The 15,361-nt window shown below is 56.0% G+C and carries 22 protein-coding genes; 10 read left to right on the forward strand and 12 right to left on the reverse strand.

Annotated features, from left to right (window positions below):
- Window positions 1-21: 21 nt before the first annotated feature.
- From GBK02_RS09080 to GBK02_RS09125, 10 genes are all read right to left on the reverse strand, one after another.
- Entirely contained in the window at window positions 22-303 is a 282-nt protein-coding gene (locus GBK02_RS09080; RefSeq protein WP_203466363.1) for a hypothetical protein, read from the reverse strand.
- Window positions 300-830 (reverse strand): hypothetical protein, encoded by a 531-nt coding sequence (locus GBK02_RS09085; protein ID WP_203466364.1) that lies wholly within the window; start codon window positions 828-830, stop codon window positions 300-302. Before GBK02_RS09085 ends, GBK02_RS09080 begins: the two co-directional genes overlap by 4 nt.
- Entirely contained in the window at window positions 827-1,144 is a 318-nt protein-coding gene (locus tag GBK02_RS09090) for a hypothetical protein (protein ID WP_203466365.1), read from the reverse strand. The genes GBK02_RS09085 and GBK02_RS09090 overlap by 4 nt, the downstream gene beginning before the upstream one ends.
- Window positions 1,141-1,407: a hypothetical protein gene (locus GBK02_RS09095; RefSeq protein ID WP_203466366.1), complete on the reverse strand. Its 267-nt coding sequence runs from the start codon at window positions 1,405-1,407 to the stop codon at window positions 1,141-1,143. The genes GBK02_RS09090 and GBK02_RS09095 overlap by 4 nt, the downstream gene beginning before the upstream one ends.
- The gene (locus GBK02_RS09100) at window positions 1,404-2,003 is read right to left on the reverse strand and encodes a hypothetical protein (RefSeq protein ID WP_203466367.1); all 600 of its coding nucleotides are present in this window, start codon (window positions 2,001-2,003) and stop codon (window positions 1,404-1,406) included. Before GBK02_RS09100 ends, GBK02_RS09095 begins: the two co-directional genes overlap by 4 nt.
- Window positions 2,004-2,152: 149 nt before the next feature.
- Window positions 2,153-2,329, reverse strand: a complete 177-nt coding sequence (locus tag GBK02_RS09105; protein WP_203466368.1) for a hypothetical protein — start codon at window positions 2,327-2,329, stop codon at window positions 2,153-2,155.
- 49 nt (window positions 2,330-2,378) lie between these two features.
- Window positions 2,379-2,648 (reverse strand): hypothetical protein, encoded by a 270-nt coding sequence (locus tag GBK02_RS09110; protein ID WP_203466369.1) that lies wholly within the window; start codon window positions 2,646-2,648, stop codon window positions 2,379-2,381.
- A 109-nt stretch (window positions 2,649-2,757) separates the two neighbouring features.
- A complete protein-coding gene (locus GBK02_RS09115) occupies window positions 2,758-3,324 on the reverse strand; it encodes a hypothetical protein (protein ID WP_203466370.1) in 567 nt (188 codons plus the stop codon).
- 80 nt (window positions 3,325-3,404) lie between these two features.
- Window positions 3,405-4,022: a DUF1566 domain-containing protein gene (locus GBK02_RS09120; RefSeq protein ID WP_203466371.1), complete on the reverse strand. Its 618-nt coding sequence runs from the start codon at window positions 4,020-4,022 to the stop codon at window positions 3,405-3,407.
- A 12-nt stretch (window positions 4,023-4,034) separates the two neighbouring features.
- Complete coding sequence (locus tag GBK02_RS09125) at window positions 4,035-4,208, reverse strand: hypothetical protein (RefSeq protein WP_203466372.1); 174 nt, start codon at window positions 4,206-4,208, stop codon at window positions 4,035-4,037.
- A gap of 207 nt (window positions 4,209-4,415) precedes the next feature.
- Between GBK02_RS09125 and GBK02_RS09130 the strand changes: the two genes are divergently transcribed.
- The gene (locus tag GBK02_RS09130; RefSeq protein WP_203466373.1) at window positions 4,416-5,570 is read left to right on the forward strand and encodes a type I restriction endonuclease; all 1,155 of its coding nucleotides are present in this window, start codon (window positions 4,416-4,418) and stop codon (window positions 5,568-5,570) included.
- Window positions 5,571-5,580: 10 nt separating this feature from the next.
- Here GBK02_RS09130 and GBK02_RS09135 read toward each other — a convergent pair whose 3' ends face one another.
- Both GBK02_RS09135 and GBK02_RS09140 read right to left on the reverse strand, forming a co-directional pair.
- Window positions 5,581-5,928, reverse strand: coding sequence for a hypothetical protein (locus GBK02_RS09135; RefSeq protein WP_203466374.1), 348 nt, complete (start codon window positions 5,926-5,928; stop codon window positions 5,581-5,583).
- 604 nt (window positions 5,929-6,532) lie between these two features.
- The gene (locus GBK02_RS09140) at window positions 6,533-7,027 is read right to left on the reverse strand and encodes a hypothetical protein (RefSeq protein WP_203466375.1); all 495 of its coding nucleotides are present in this window, start codon (window positions 7,025-7,027) and stop codon (window positions 6,533-6,535) included.
- Between the two features lie 78 nt (window positions 7,028-7,105).
- On the opposite strand from GBK02_RS09140, the gene GBK02_RS09145 reads away from it, so the two are divergent.
- From GBK02_RS09145 to GBK02_RS09185, 9 genes are all read left to right on the forward strand, one after another.
- Window positions 7,106-7,330, forward strand: a complete 225-nt coding sequence (locus tag GBK02_RS09145; protein ID WP_203466376.1) for a helix-turn-helix domain-containing protein — start codon at window positions 7,106-7,108, stop codon at window positions 7,328-7,330.
- Between the two features lie 138 nt (window positions 7,331-7,468).
- Entirely contained in the window at window positions 7,469-8,032 is a 564-nt protein-coding gene (locus GBK02_RS09150) for a hypothetical protein (RefSeq protein ID WP_203466377.1), read from the forward strand.
- A 185-nt stretch (window positions 8,033-8,217) separates the two neighbouring features.
- Complete coding sequence (locus tag GBK02_RS09155; RefSeq protein WP_203466378.1) at window positions 8,218-10,830, forward strand: DUF5906 domain-containing protein; 2,613 nt, start codon at window positions 8,218-8,220, stop codon at window positions 10,828-10,830.
- Window positions 10,831-11,102: 272 nt separating this feature from the next.
- On the forward strand, window positions 11,103-11,453 hold the full coding sequence (locus GBK02_RS09160) for a hypothetical protein (protein WP_203466379.1): 351 nt from the start codon (window positions 11,103-11,105) through the stop codon (window positions 11,451-11,453).
- Window positions 11,454-11,657 (forward strand): hypothetical protein, encoded by a 204-nt coding sequence (locus GBK02_RS09165; RefSeq protein WP_203466380.1) that lies wholly within the window; start codon window positions 11,454-11,456, stop codon window positions 11,655-11,657. It begins immediately after the preceding gene.
- Window positions 11,654-12,538, forward strand: a complete 885-nt coding sequence (locus tag GBK02_RS09170) for a hypothetical protein (RefSeq protein ID WP_203466381.1) — start codon at window positions 11,654-11,656, stop codon at window positions 12,536-12,538. Before GBK02_RS09165 ends, GBK02_RS09170 begins: the two co-directional genes overlap by 4 nt.
- Complete coding sequence (locus GBK02_RS09175; RefSeq protein ID WP_203466382.1) at window positions 12,535-13,020, forward strand: DUF1441 family protein; 486 nt, start codon at window positions 12,535-12,537, stop codon at window positions 13,018-13,020. Before GBK02_RS09170 ends, GBK02_RS09175 begins: the two co-directional genes overlap by 4 nt.
- Window positions 13,020-14,984 carry a phage terminase large subunit family protein gene (locus GBK02_RS09180; protein WP_203466383.1) on the forward strand — a complete coding sequence of 655 codons (1,965 nt, stop codon included), beginning with the start codon at window positions 13,020-13,022 and terminating at the stop codon, window positions 14,982-14,984. The genes GBK02_RS09175 and GBK02_RS09180 overlap by 1 nt, the downstream gene beginning before the upstream one ends.
- Window positions 14,981-15,292, forward strand: a complete 312-nt coding sequence (locus tag GBK02_RS09185) for a Mor transcription activator family protein (protein ID WP_203466384.1) — start codon at window positions 14,981-14,983, stop codon at window positions 15,290-15,292. Before GBK02_RS09180 ends, GBK02_RS09185 begins: the two co-directional genes overlap by 4 nt.
- Window positions 15,293-15,361: the final 69 nt, after the last annotated feature.

Raw genomic sequence — 15,361 nt, forward strand, 5'->3', positions numbered from 1 at the left:
GGTTTCTCCTTGGTTGGTTTTCTATCGACGAGACTCGGCAATCGCCGAATCAATCTGTGTCATCGGGATGTTTCCGAGTGCGTTCAAACGGAATGTGCCGGCTTTGACCAGCCTGCCGATCGTCGGCTTGCTCTTGCCGAGAATGCGTGCGGCTTCGGCCTGGGTAACCGACTCTGGTCGGGCGACGTGCTGGCGGGGAAGCATGGCGCGGGCTTTTGCGACGGCGGCGTCGGCAGCGGCGTTGATCATGGCGGTGAGTTCGGCTTGCGTCATGATGACGACGGCTTCGGTGGTGGCGATCATGCTGCCTCCTGGTGTTGGGTGCTGGCCCTTGGCTGTTTTCCCGCAGCCTGCAGACTCCTTTCGGGGGATGCAGTTGGGGCCAGCTTGATCTGGTCAAATGCGGCGCTGATCTGGATTGTCTTGACGATGTCGGTGGCTTCGTCAATCGTCAGCCGCAGCGCCTGGCGCTTGCAGGATTCGATGTCGGCATAGACGGTGGCGATGTCTTCCTCGAAGATCGGCGCGGCCAGGTCGAGTTTGTTGGCGAGTCGGACCATGCCGTCGACCTCGGCTTCAATGCCGTGTCGGGCTTCGGCCAGTTGATGAAACTGGATGACGCCGCGCAGGGCTGCGACGACTTCGTACCAGCCGCCGCGGCCATCTTCATGGAAGACTGGCCGACCTTGAGCGCAGTCAATCACGCCATCGGCCTGCATGCGGTGCAGCACGCGTTCGATCGGTGCAAAAACGGATTGAACCTTCCATGGCTGAGCGGCAAGTTTCAGGCCGTTTGCTACATGGAAACGTCGTTTGCAGCGTTTTCTCATTGTTTATTAACCTCATAGGTATAGCCGGTAGATGGCTTTCCATGCCGAATTACCGCGCCATTGCCAATCAGCGTGAGTAGCGTTTTTTGAATAGGGTCGACGGACAGGTTGAGGTCAAAAGCAATGGTGCGAACGGTGTTGTTTCCCCGTTCAATTGACTTAAAAATATCCTTGACCAACTGCTCTCTTGGGCGCTGGCGAGCGGGGTTAATCGATGGCCAGCGGTTATTGATACGATCCATGCTGTAGGTAGTGACCGTGCCTGCGAAATAGGGCGGTGGAGAGCGGAACAGGATGGCTGCAGTCAGGCTCATGCTTTTCTCCCGAACTTGCGAACCATCCACGGATGAATCCACATCGAAACAAGAATTCCGCAGGGGCCGCCCAGGCAGTAGGCGGCGATTTCAAGACCTTCGGTTGGGCCTGGCATGGTTTTCAGCACGATGATGTTCGATGCGCTGATGCCAAAGCTGGTGATTGCTGCCATCAGCTTGTGGCCGCCATTGACATTGAGCGACTGAAGGCCGAGAAACAGAACCAGCATGAATGTGGCTGCGAAGAGGGCGAGGGCGGTCATTGGTTGAATCCGATTGCGGCTTCGATTTGCCGATACAGGTCGGCAATCGTGCTGTCGTTGATGAGGATGGATTCGCAGTCAAGCGGGGCAATGCCTTGTTCGCTGGCGTGCTTGGCCGTGCTTTGGTTAAGGCACTTGCTCTGGCGCGTGATGTGCACCAGATCGCCGCGCTGTCGAATCCATTCGGCTTCGTTGGGAAAACGAATGTCAGTGATGACGATGCCTTTGAGGCCAAGGTATTTGGCGTTGGCGGTCAGGTGGGCGATGCGCTGGTCGGCCAGGCGTAGCCAAAGGTCGTCGGCCACGTGCTGACGGCCCCATTCGGTGCCGAGCGTTTGCATCAACTGGCGGGGAGATTTGCCTAGCCAGTAGATCGGCTGCTCTTTCTTGCTGCGGTCGACCAACTCAACCTCGGCCATATCGAACATGGCCATGATGCCCTTGCGGATCGGGTCGGCAAGCGCGAACGAGGCAAAGCCGTAGGCGGCGCACAGGTGCAGGGCTGCGGTGTCTTTGCCGGCGCCGGCAGGGCCAGTGAGGCCGATGATCTTGAGGCGGTGGGTATCGGCCGCCATCGGGGCAACCGGCGCTTTCACGTCTGCCCCGATGGTTTTTTGACCGGCGCGGTCCTCGACAGGTGTTGCGGGTGCTGCTTGGGAGGTTGTCGATACCGCGCTGCCGGGGTTATTGGCCCCACTCCCGGCTAGGGTCTCACGCTTAATATTCGTTTCGGTGTTTGGGTAGGTCATTTCGGGAGTGCCAGCGTTAAGGTCGATGAAACAGAAATCAGGCCAACGGAAAAAATCGCGTCAAGGCAGTCGTCAATCGACAGTTCAGGATTGGTCTGGATGAGGCTTTCAATGACAGCGCTCAGGGCGTCTTCGTTGCTGACGCGGATGCCGTAGAGGCCGGCTTCGTTCATGAAGACACCACAAGAACGATGAATGCGATCAAGAGGAGGGCTTCGTTGCTCATGCCGCACTCCAGCGGTTTTGTTTTGCTGTGGCCCGGCGCAGTTGGCGCACCTGGTTGCGAGACTCAACTACCGCAAGCGACAGCTGCTTGATGCTGTTGGCCATCGATGCGCGGGTTTTGCTGTCGGCAACATCGGCCAGTGATTCGCACTTGCCCTGCAGGCTGATCTCAAGGCTGCGCAGTTGATACAGGGCCATCAGATAGCGGGTGCGCTGGCTTACTGCGGTCAACGCGTTCCGCAAGGTGTTTTCGATGACGGATTTCATGCTGCGGCCCTCGATGCCATTTCATGGAGTTCGGCCAGCACAAACCGGCGGGCCAGATCGGTGTTGGTATAGGCGCTGTGCAGCACGCGCTGGAGTTCGTAGTCGATGTTCATGCTGGCTCCTTGGGTTCGAGCTTTTCAGTCATGCGCTGAGTGATTGACATAACGACCGGGTCTGACTTCTTGCTTTCGAACTTGGCCATTAGGTCGGCTTCGAAGCTTTCAGCAGAAACTTTGCGGCGGACAATTTCGTAAGCAATGTGGCCGGATAGGTCGCTGCGCGACTGGTCGTTCCAGTAGTTCAGTTCCCATGCCAGTGATTTTTTATCGTCAGATTCAGTACGAATGGCAGTGGTCAGCCGATCGAGGCGATTGATGTGCAGTGCATTGCCGGCCACTTTGTCGAGAATGCTTTCATTCGGCAGCTTGGCGACCAGGGCATTTGATTCGCGGCGCGCCTTCGTGATGTCGCGCTCGTATTGTTCTTCGGCCGCTTTTTTCTTCTTCGCTTCAACGCTTGTTTTTGCGGCAATACCATCAATGATCTGTGCGCAGGTCAGCATGACGCCGCGGTCGGCAATGGTCAGCGTGCTGTCGTTGGCCAGATCGCGAATGATGGTTGCTGCGCGTTTGGATGATGCCGATCGGCCTTTGAGGAACTTAGCGGTCGAAAACATAACCCCTCCTGAATTTGCTGCCGGCCCGCTTGTCTATCGGTGGGGCCGGCTAAACCGTGTTGCTCGGTTTAATTGATGAATTACTGAATGGGTAATCTGCGGACGGCACGAGCGCGGAGCTCGTCGTCCTTGTGGCCGTAGTACTGGGTGCCGTAGCCGAAGTGCTGAAACCAAGCCCAGCCGGACTCGGAGCGATGTGTCGTGTTTGACCAGTAGCCGGTCTTTTGAAAGGCTTCCGGAAGAGTTTCGTAAGCCATCAGCAGTTCTGCGCGTGTCGGCAAATCGCCGCCGATGCTTTTTGCCCAAGCCATCTGGGCAGACCATTTGGCGAAATCGTTGTCGCCCGACAGCAGAATGGTGTGATGGAGGTTGCCGGACAGGTCGCTAAATACGCCGAGGTAGCGCTCGCCTTCGGAAAGTTCAGGAATGCCGATATTCGACATAGCCGGCTTTGAGTTTGGTTCGGCGTTTGCAATCAGTGCATCAATATCTGCTTCGCTGCTGACCCGAATAACACGAGCGCCTTCGGGAGCATCGAACGAATCGGCATTGGTGATGTAAAGCGCGCTGATCTTGTGGTCGGTCTTGCCGTCCCAGTTGTCGGCGATCATGCTGCAGCCGAGTGCTTCACAGAGGATTCCGCTTTTGCGTGTCTTACCAATTGCTTGCGGCCCGCTGAGAACAACGATATTTCCCATGGCATCTATCCCTTAAATCAAGACCGGCTGAACAGGTGCCGGCTTCCCTTTACTGCTGGCCTTCACGCCGCACTCAAGCGCGGTGCGGATAGCCGGTGTTTGCATCGCCTTCCCGAAGCTGACGCCCAAAAACGAAAGGCCGGTGCGCTGGTAAAAGGCTTTCAGCTTGGCTTCGTGGTGGGTCATGTCGCTGCTCTGGTTGATGCGATAGCAGAACGATAGCAAATGCTATATCAAATAGCAAATGCTATTTTTCAGGGCGCGATTTATGGGCAGCACCGGTTGGCGCCATGGCGTATATGACGAAAGTGAGGCGTTGAGTTATTCCGATAGCAAGCGCATCATCAAGAAACGATTGTCATAACTTCGATGAACAATTATTCCGGGGGAATCATGATTGCTTTTAAGGAACGCTTGCTGGCGCATGCCAAGCATGTTGAAAGTGTTGGGGCGCACTGCAGTACAGAAGAGACTACAAAACAGGCGCTGATCCTGCCTTTGCTCGATATTCTTGGTTTTAGTCCGTTTGATCCGACGCGAGTCAAGGCTGAGTACGGCGCTGACTTTCCAGGTGCGAAGAATAATGAGCGGGTCGATTACGCGCTTTTCTGTCACAACGTTCCGGTGATGTATATCGAGGCTAAGCCGTTTGGGGCAAACCTGACGAATCATTCGCCGCAGCTATCGCGTTATTTCAATGCGACGCCGGAAGTTGCAGTTGCAGCCATCACAAACGGCTCTGAGTGGCGGTTTTTCACTGATTTGAGCAACAAAAACATGATGGATGGCGCGCCATTCTTCAGTTTTTCGTTTGCTGACATTGATGATGCCGTGGCCAATCGTTTATACCGCTTCCGGCATGATGAATTTCAGCCGGATGCCTTGCGCACACTGGCTGAGGAAAGTGTCTATATCTCGGCGTTTCAGGAATTGATCAGCGCTGAGCTACGGCAGCCGAGCGCCGAGTTCGTGCGCTACATAGCTGGCCGTGCCAATGTGCAACGTCAATTGAATGCCAAGTTTCTCGATAGCCTGACGCCGCTGATTAAGCAGGCTGTCGAGTTAGCGGTTTCTGCAATGGTTGTTTCCGGATTGTCGGCAAAGCCGGTTGCCCAGTTTGTGCAGCCAGAGGCTGCGCCGGTGATCCGCGAGGATGGCGATATTGTCGATCCTGAAAATGCCAAGATCGTTACAACGGCCGCTGAACGGCGTCTGCTGGAGGTGCTGCGCCAGATCGTTGGTCCTGAGGATGAGATCGTCGGCAAAGATACCGAAAGTTATTACGCTGCTCTGTATAACGGGAAGAGCAACCGCTGGCTGGTTCGGTATTGGGGTGACAAGAAGGTGCCTGCCGTGCAGTGTTGTCTGCCGATGACAACGGAGCGCCGTAGTGATGTCATTCGTGCTGGCTTGAGCTTTTCAACGGGCGATACGATTAACCTCGGCGCTCCGGAGAACATTCTGCGCTTGGCGCCGCTCATCCTTGAGTGCTTGGGTTACTGCAAGAATGATGACAATTTCAGGCGGGCAGGGCAGGCGGTCGACTGATTGTTATGTGCTAAAGCCGAGCGACGGCCATCATCGCTCGGCGCTTTGCGGCAGTGGCTGCTCTAAACAATCGGATCAATTCTTCTTCTGTTGGTGACAGGGTTATTTCGTCGACAATCACGCTTTGCGAAGTGTGGTCGCGGTCCATCCATCCGGTTGTTCTTCCTGATCCGCTTTCCAGTGATCGCGCAATTTTATTGCCGACTTGCCGTACTCGGCCGGATGGGAGCTTTGTTCCTGTGAGTATTTGCGAGAGATATTTTTCACTGACGCCGGCTGCTTCTGCCAGGCTGGTAATGCTGCCGTGTTCGGCAACCAGGGTGATTAAGTTGGTCAGACGGATGTCATTGCGAGTCATGCCGCGATGGTATTCGTCGTTTGATTGTCAGAACACAAGCGCAACGCTGGTTAAAAATGATAGCGATACGCTACCTTTTAAACGGCGGAAATCCTTGCAAATAGGCTAATAAGCCATCTTTGAATATGACCTTCGTCTAATTGGCATGGGTGGATGTTTTATTGATAATTGCGACTCAATTTTATTGAGTCAAAAAATAACCCGGGCATTGCCCGGGCGGGAGAGTAGCAAGCAGCGTCCTGCGAGCTGGGGTCGTGGAGCGACCCTGGGGCGCCTATTCTTTGCTTGGCGAAATTATCCCCGTTAATCGTGATCCAGTATGACTGACATGGATAGTTTGGCGAGGTGCATGAGTGCTGCCTCGTTCTTTGCCAGTTTCCCGCCTATTTTTACGCTTGGTTGCCCTGTCTTGTCGACCAGAATGACGATTACGCCATCTGCGTGAGTGTTCCGTGCATCGGACGCGCAGGAAAGAATAGTTTCGACGGTGTCTTGATGGTTTCGGCGGGATAGATCGTGAACTCGTAATCTGGCTTTTGTCACGGGCGGGCGGCCATGATTAGGCCAAAAGTAATAGACCCCGCAATATTACATCACAGCAATGTTACTTTTGGTGGTTTTCGTTTTCGGCTTGATTTTTGTAAAGACTCGCTCGGAGCATGGCCAGCGATTTTTCAACATCGATAGTTTTTCCAGCGGGACGGACATCAGTGTCCGGGATGCTTTGTAGTGCCCATTCGACAGCTTGAATGGCAGGATGGTTGGTTGGCAGTGTAAGCAGTTTGCGAATGACCCTGTCAATCCTGTCGTTTCCCTCATCATCGATTTGATGAGGCTCATGCACAGATTTTGGCGCCTGTTCTGCGGGTGAGTACTGAATTTCAAAAGCGTTTTCCGGAAGACCGGCACGCTTTGCCATGTTTCGCCTGGCGATGTCCCTGAATGGCCGATGCCCATTCAGAATTTGAGACACATAGGTCGCGTCGATCTGCTTGTCGGCATCATCTTTTGAATGCTGGTCGGCGAATTTTGCTGGGCCGCCAGCATCAGTGACCATCTTCCTGAGTATTTCGACGTTCGGTGTGGGTGGGTATTTCATGGCGGCATTGTTTCCTTGCGATAGCAAAAGGTAAATTCACGATTGCTATCGCGTATAGCATCTGCTATCGTCAACGGCATGAACCTGACCGAATACCTTTCTGAGCGGGGCGCTGTCGTTAGATTGGCAAGCGAAATTGGTGTTGAGCCGCCACTGGTTTCCCAGTGGAAAAACGGCCATCGACCAATTCCGGCTGCGCATTGTCCAGCTATCGAGCGCGCTACTTCCGGAGTCGTTTCTTGTGAATCGATGCGCCCGGATATTGATTGGGCCTACATCAGAAGCACCGCCAAGGTTGCTTGAAATGCTCATTGTTTTTCCCTTTGTCTCAAACCCGGTCCGTGTTTCCTCCCTCGCGGATTCCGGTCTTTTGCCGGGGTCAGTTAGCGCTGATCCCGGCCTTTTCTTGACTTCACTTTAGGTCTCAAAGAGGTAAATGTCATGCGTGATCGTCCGCAAACTCTAATTTCAACTGTGCGTGATGCTGTCGATGCCTGGCGCAAGCGCGAAAGAATGTCGATCGCCGCTGTTGTTGAATCAATTGTCGAGGTGCATTGCCGTCTTGGTCAGGATGCGCTGACTGAGATTACGTTTGAATCCGACAGCGATGCTCATCGGCGCATGCAATCGAATGGCGATCGCGTCATGCGATGGCTCGATGACGTTACGAAGCACAGCAACCATCTGCCGGCGAACTTTCTGCCAAGTGTGATTGCTGCTCTGCCAATGGATCTTCGTATTGAGTGCGTCAATCGAATCCTGTTGCCAACAGCGCTATCTGTTCGCGCTATTGAAACAGTTGACGTGCCGAGCGTTGCTCATGTTTTGCAGGCCGTCGCGAAAGAATCTGGCGAGGCAACATCAGCTGTTGCGGCCTTGATTGATGGGGCCACCAAGGACGAGTTGGTATGCGCCCAACGCGAACTGACCGAAGCGTCAGCCGCCACTGCTACAGCCTTGGCAATGGTTGAGTCGCTAATGCTTCGATGTGCCCCGAATGCATAACAACAATCCCCGCTCCCCTATGGATCGTATGGGCGAAGTGGCAGCAGATGTTCAGTTGCTACTGAACATCAATGAGCCAGCTTGTGGGTCCTCCTGGGCTATCCCTATCGAGGGTAATTCGCGCCCCGATTGGTGTGTAGGTAGTGGGCGGGAAGCATAGTGAACAATAAGGGAGAGGTCGCAGCGTGAATATCGCGATCAACTATGATGACGTGGTCAAGCAACTCGAAGCTGCGGGGCTGATCCTCGACCTGCCGCTCAAGGTTGCCACTTCGAAAAAGTCGGTGCGCTGCAAGGTTGATGGCGGGTCGAAAGAGAAGAGCGGCTGGTACCGCATCCATGAATGGATGAATTCTTCGGGCCAGATCATGCTGGTCGGCAGCTATGGTGTGTTTTCCGGGGATGACCCGGGAACATTGAAGATTGAACTGACCAAGCGCTGCAATGGCTGCGGTCGTGAAATCGGATTTCGCGAGAAGGTTTGTCCAGGCTGTGGCAGCAAGGACATTCAAAAGCGCGAACTGACCGACGAGCAGAAAGCGGCCATCCGAGAAAAGCAGGCGCAGGACAAGAAACGCGCCGAAGCTGAGCGTCAGGATGAAATCGACCAGGCTTCGCAGTGGGCGTCGGCAGTCTGGCGGAAGTGCCGCGATGCCGAGCCGGGCGAACATGATTACCTGGTCCGCAAAAAGCTGACAGGTACTGGCGGTGCGCGCATCTTCGAAAGCAACGACGGCGTTGTTCTGGTTGGTGCAGAAAAGGACGACTACAGTTACCTGGCCACATTCCATGGGGCACTTGTCGTTCCGATGCAGAATGCGGCCGGGAAAATATTCGGGCTGCAGTTCATCCTCAGCCGCGCCGTGCATAAAGAACGGATCTCGCGCACCGGCCGGGACAAGGAATACTGGCCAGCTGGCCTGTCAAAAGATGCCAACTACTGGCTGATTGGCAGCACGCCGGGCCGCTGCGGTCTGGTCGCCGAGGGATACGCCACTGCGATGTCCTTGCACATGGCCAGCGGCCAGCCGGTTGCGGTGGCGTTCGATGCCGGAAACATGCCGAAAGCGGCCAAGGTGCTGAAATCTGCCTACCGCAAAACGCACTGGGCCATGGCCGCCGATGATGACTGGCTGCAGAAGTGCAAGGAATGCGGGACATATACCCGAGTTGAGCACGAAAACTGCGAACACTGTGGCAAGCCGCACGGAAAATCCAATGCCGGGAAACAGCGCAGCCACGAGGCCGCCACCGCCATCGACGGTAGTTGGTTTCCCCCTGTTTTCACCGTCGACCGCCCGGTCGACCGCAAAGGTCCGACTGATTTCAACGACCTGCATAACCTCGAAGGTCTGGATGTCGTTCGGCTCCAGTTCGAGGCCGCCATGCGTGCCGCCGGAATCGACCTTGCTCCGGCTACGCCTTCCCGCACCGCGGGGAATGCCCAACGGGGGGGAGGGGAAAAGGGTGAGCGCCGAGCAGCGGTTTCCGTGCTCCCGGTTGATGAGGTGGTGGAGCGTTTCGTCCCGCTGGATGATGGGACGGGCGACTACGTCTTTGACACATGGACCAACAAGGTCGCCAAGAAAACACAAATGCTGGCTCTGCTGCCGGCCGGCGTGCGCGGTGACGACATCAAGCGGCACCCATACTGGGTCAGTCGTGGCGCCTACTACCTGGATCAAGTCGGATTCGATCCATCCGGAAAAGACCGCAACGTCAAACTCAATACCTGGCAGGGATGGCCGATGCTGCCGAAAGAGGGTAGCTGCGACAAACTGCTCGAATTGATTGAATACCTCTGCGGGAAAGAAAGTAACAGCCGTGAAGTATTCCAGTGGCTGCTCTGCTGGCTAGCCTACCCGCTGCAGAATCCGGGGGCCAAGATGGCCAGCGCGGTCATCATGCACGGCCCGCAAGGCACCGGCAAATCAACGGTTTTCCAGACAGTTGCCAAGATTTACGGCGATTACGCCACGGTGCTTAACCAGCGCGGTCTTGAAGACAAGTTCAACTCGGACTGGTCAGACTCGAAGCTGTTCATCCTGGCCGAAGAAGTCGTGACACGGGCTGAAATGTGGCACATCAAAAACGAGCTCAAGGAATTGGTCACCGGCGAATGGATCCGGATCAACCCGAAGAACATCGCCGCCTACCGCCAGCGTAACCAGGTCAACATCTGCTACCTGTCGAACGAGAACCAGCCGCTTCCGCTGGATAACGATGACCGCCGGCATCTGGTTATCTACACGCCGCCAGCGCTCAGTGAAGCGTATTACGACGACGTGAATATCGAGCTTGAAAACGGCGGAATCGAAGCCTTCTATCATTTCCTGATCACGCTCGACATCAGCGCCTTCCATCCGAAAAAGCGGCCTCCGATGACGGTGGCGAAACAAAAGCTGATCGCCTTGAGCGCGGCCAGTGAAGTGCGGTTCGTCAATGACTGGATCGCCGGAGACGCCGGGTTGCCGGTATGCCCCTGTATATCGACAGACCTCTACGCCGAATATCTTCGCTGGTGCCGATCAAATGGGGAGTCAAGACCCCGGCCAAGCAATCAGTTTTTTGGCGCGATCGAGCATCAGCAGGGGTGGGAAAAGAAAAAAGCGCAGCTATTTCTAACCGAAGTTTGCGTAAAAACGACTGGCAAGCCGGTTGTCTTCCCGCCTCAGCACGTCCTGGAGGCAAACGGTACGGCTTGCCCGGTAGGCACGAAGCCAACTGTATGGCTCGGCGAGTGTTCCAGAAAGTTCCAATCCGCAATGTCGGGCCGTGAAGAAAGGTCAGCGGCATGATATTCCGGGTTCAAAACACCACTATTCCGGGTGCACGGAATGCCGAAGAACCCCACCAAATGGTCGGTATTCCGGGTATTCCGGGTATTCCGTGCTTATGCGCCCGTGTGCGTGTAGCGCGACGTTCACGTGCACGTTCGCGCACGCGCTCAATAAATATTCTCCCGCGTGTACACACAAGGAATACCCGGAATACCCGGAATAGTTCTTGTGCCACAACGGTTTCGAGAATTCCGGGTACCCGGAATACAAAACCCATACCCGGAATAGTCATGACCAAGCCCCTGCGCACAGCCATGCCGATCATCACGGCGTTCATTGACGACTTCCGTGCCGCCTTTGGCGACCAGGTTGTCTTGCCTATCAAAGCCGGCATGGAAGGTCAGCAAACCTTCTGGGCGCGCGAAAACGGGCATGAGGTAGGCACACGCTGCACCGAGCAAGAAAAGCCTGCTGTGCGTCCGTCCTGCGCTGCCTGTGCGCACTGGTGCCGCTCTGGATCACCAGCCGGGTACTGCGGTTCTGGACGTTCTGACCTGTCATACGCCTATAGCGAAGGCCATCCGCTTCGGAAAATCCCAAGCGACAAGGGCGCGAACTGCGCCGAATTCAAGGAGCAATAAATGGACGACGTTGAACTGGCGCAAAAGCATGAAGAAATGTTCCGCGATATTGCGCTGCGTAATGCTGCTGCAGCGCCAGCCCGCGACTATCCGGGCGAAATCTGCACCGGCTGCGCCTATGCCAGCAAGAGCAGCTTCGGAAAAACCTGCGAAGCCTGGGTGGAATGTCTCGAAGACCTGCAGCGGCGGGAGCGCAAGCAATGAAACTTGCATTTGATGTGCTCGGCGTCAGTGCAATTCAGGCGCGCCTTCGTGGGCTGGCTGAAAAGAAAATCAAGGCTGCGGCCGCCAGCGCATTGAATGTATCGGCCTATGCCGGATCCGAAGAGGTCAAGCGCGAGATGGACCGCGTATTTGATCGCGTTACGCCGTGGGTCAAAGGCGGGGTCAGGTACGTGAAGGCCGGCGTCGCCGGTAGTTCCATCAGGGTTCCCGGCGCAACGGACCAGTTTGGTGCAGACCTTTATCGGCAGCTGGATAGCGACAAACTGACAGCCGTCATCGACTTTGACAAATGGGGCAACAAAACCAATGTCACGGTCGAGAAGGTCCTGTTGGCCGAAATCATGGGCGGTCAGCGCAAATACAAGCGCCATGAACTCGCGCTGCAACGGGTTGGCGTACTGCCTGCCGGCATGGCTATTGTTCCTGGTCCAGGTGCGAAGCGCGACCAATACGGAAACATGAAATCAGCCCAGATCGTGCAGATCGTTTCATGGTTTCAGGGGTTCGAGGCAACCGCCGGGGCGCGCCAGAACATGACCGACAAAACAAAGATGCAGATCATGAAGGGGCGAAAAGTCAAAGGCGTGAAGCAGCGCGGCTTCGAACTGTTTGTGATCGACAAGCAGTTGGGCAAGCTGCACCCTGGCATCTACATGCGCAAGGATTATGACCGTTCGGCCGGTGCCAGGGTTGCGCATTTGTCACACGGCGGGGCCACGGCGCTGATGTACTTTGTTCAACTGCCGAAGTACCGCAAGCGCCTTGATTTCTACGGCGTGGCCGAAAAAGTCGCAGTTGCTGAATTCAACAGAGCCTTCCCCCTGTACCTGAACAACATGCTGACGGAGCGCGGGCTATGAGCGACCAAGCCAAAGCGGTATCCCAGGCAGAATTTGCAAGGATTCTCGGCGTCGGTCGCAGCTACGTCACTGCCCTGAAGTCGGCTGGTCGTCTAGTGCTTGATCGGGACAACAAAGTGCTGGTTGAGGAAAGCAAGGCCAGCATCGCACGCAGCAATGGCGCGCCGGAACGGGCTGCTGTGACCGAAAAAGTGTTTTCAGATGCCCGGGACAAAAAAGAGCATTACGCCGCCGAACTGTCGCGTCTCGATTACGAAGAACGCTGCGGAAAACTGATGAAAGCAGATGAAGTCCTGTCGGTCGTCAGCGGTGCAATCGTCACGCTGCGAACTCGTCTGGAAAGCTTCCCGGATGCGCTTGCGCCGCAACTCGCATCAATTGGCGATGAGCAAATGATCCGTGCGTTGTTAGCCGACAACATTGAAATGCTACTGGCTGAGTTGTCTCACCAACTATCAACCTTGGGCAAGGGAAGCGAATAATGTACGCCTCTGCCTCCGGCCAGATTTGCGCAGCAATGTCCCGCGGGTTGGCGCCGCGCAAGCCGCTGACGGTCAGCCAGTGGTCTGATCTGGAGCGCCGGCTGTCGAGCAAGGGAAGTGCGGAGCCAGGGCGCTGGAGAACAGATCGGAATCCGCCATTACGTGAGCCAATGGATTGCCTGTCGGCGCGGTCGACGGTCAAGGACGTAGCACTGATGTTCCCGATTCAGTTCGGTAAAACAGAGGTCGCCGTCAATGCGCTTGGCTACACCATGGACCATAACCCGGGGCCGGTCATGGTCTGTTTGCCAGGCGAAGTCTCGATGAATAAATGGGTTGCCCAGAAGCTGAACCCGATGATCGAGGAAACGCCGGCTGTTCGCGCCACGCTGACCAGTACGGACAGCCGTAACGGCAGTAATCGGCGGGAGTTCAAGGATTTTGACGGCGGCCAGCTTTATCTGGAGCATGCCGGCAGCCCGGCGCGCCTCAAGTCGACCACGGTCAGAACCCTGATTGTTGATGAGCTCGATGAATTCTCGGCCAACCTTCAGGGAGGTGACGACCCTGTTTCATTACTCGAAGGCCGAACATCGGCATTCCCGGCAACCTACAAGCGTCTGTACATCAGCACGCCGCAGATTCGCGGCATGTCGCGCATTGAATTTGCCTATCTGAAGTCAGACCAGCGCCGCTACTTTGTACCTTGCCCGCATTGTGGCGAAATGCAGCATCTTGAATGGTCCGGTCTGCGCTGGGGGCCAGGCGGCACTGGCGTAGCCTATGTCTGCCGGGAGTGCGGATCGCTGATCGATGAGCACCATAAAACTGCCATGATCGCTGCAGGCCGCTGGATACCAGAAAACCCCGGCGCGAAAACGCGCGGCTACCACATCAATGGGCTTTACTACCAGATCGGCCTGGGGCCGCGTTGGGCAGACCTGGTTGAAACGTGGCTCGAAGCACAAAACGACCCGGCAAAGCTGAAAACATTCATCAATGACCGCCTTGCAGAGCCATGGGAAGACCCGGCCATGCGTGCCGTCAAGCACAACATCATTGCTGACCGCGCTGAGCCGTACCAGCTTCGCATTGCACCTTATGGCACGCTGGCCATCACGGCGGGGGTCGATACGCAGGATAACCGGCTGGCTGTGCAGATTGTTGGCTGGGGCCGCGGCATGGCCTGCTGGATCATCGATTACATCGAACTGCCCGGCGATCCCGCAGATGATGCAGTGTGGCTTTCTCTGGCCGCCTTGATCAACAAAGGCATCGAACATGAATCCGGCCTGGTCATGGATATTCAGGCGACCTGTATCGACGCCGGTGGCCACCGCACCGAGGCGGTCAAACATTTCGTGCGCTCCGGTGTGGTCGATCCATCCAGCGCCGAGAAAATCCACAAAATTCGCCGTTCGCTGGCTATCTTTGGCGCGGTGCCGAACAATGCACCGGTACTTTCAAAAGGCAAGATGCAGGATGTCGATTGGCGGGGCCGCTACGACAAGCGCGGCGTGCTCATCCAGCACGTTGGCACCGTCGGCATTAAGCACCTGCTGTACTCAAGGCTGTCGACCGACGCCGATAAGGCGCAGGACGCCAGGCTGGTTCATTTCAGCGATCAATTGCCATCCGAATATTTCGCCGGCCTGATCTCAGAGCAGTACAACCCGAGCAAAAACCGCTTCGAAAAAAAGCGTGGTGCCCGCAATGAGCCGCTGGACACCTGGGTCTATGCCTACGCCGCCGCGCATCACCCAGAACTTCGCCTGCACCGCGCCACGCGCGCTGAATGGGACCGAATGGAGGCTAAAATAACGGCCTTCAAGCATCAAAAAATAACCGAAGTCGGCAACGTACCGACAACGGAGCCAGTCACTAGGGAGCAACGTGCCGCCGCACCGGCGCCAAGGGCAAAATCCTTGCCGGTGGGCAGTAACGACTGGAATAGCCGTCTATGAACACTACATCGTCTGTCATCGATACCGACAATGCTGTTGCGCTGCATGCCGAGCTGACCGGCATTCTCATCGAAGAAGCCACCATCCCGGAGATAGAAGCCAGCCAGCTTGCCGACGCGCTGATGCGCGGCCTGCGCCGCCGTTTTCCTGGTGAATCGATCTACATCGCCAAAACGCTCAGTGTGCGCGAGCGTCACGAGCGCGACAACGCCATCCGGCGCGATTTCAACGGCCGCAACATGGCCGAAATCTGCCGCCGGTGGGGAATCGGCCGGCTTACGGTTTATCGCGCACTGGGCCGAAGATAGTTTCATCCGTCCCTGAACTTGAAACAGTGAAAACAAGACACTCGCCTCAGTTATTCAACACGAGGCGAG

It is taken from the genome of Dechloromonas sp. TW-R-39-2, assembly GCF_016864195.1.
GTDB lineage: Bacteria > Pseudomonadota > Gammaproteobacteria > Burkholderiales > Rhodocyclaceae > Azonexus.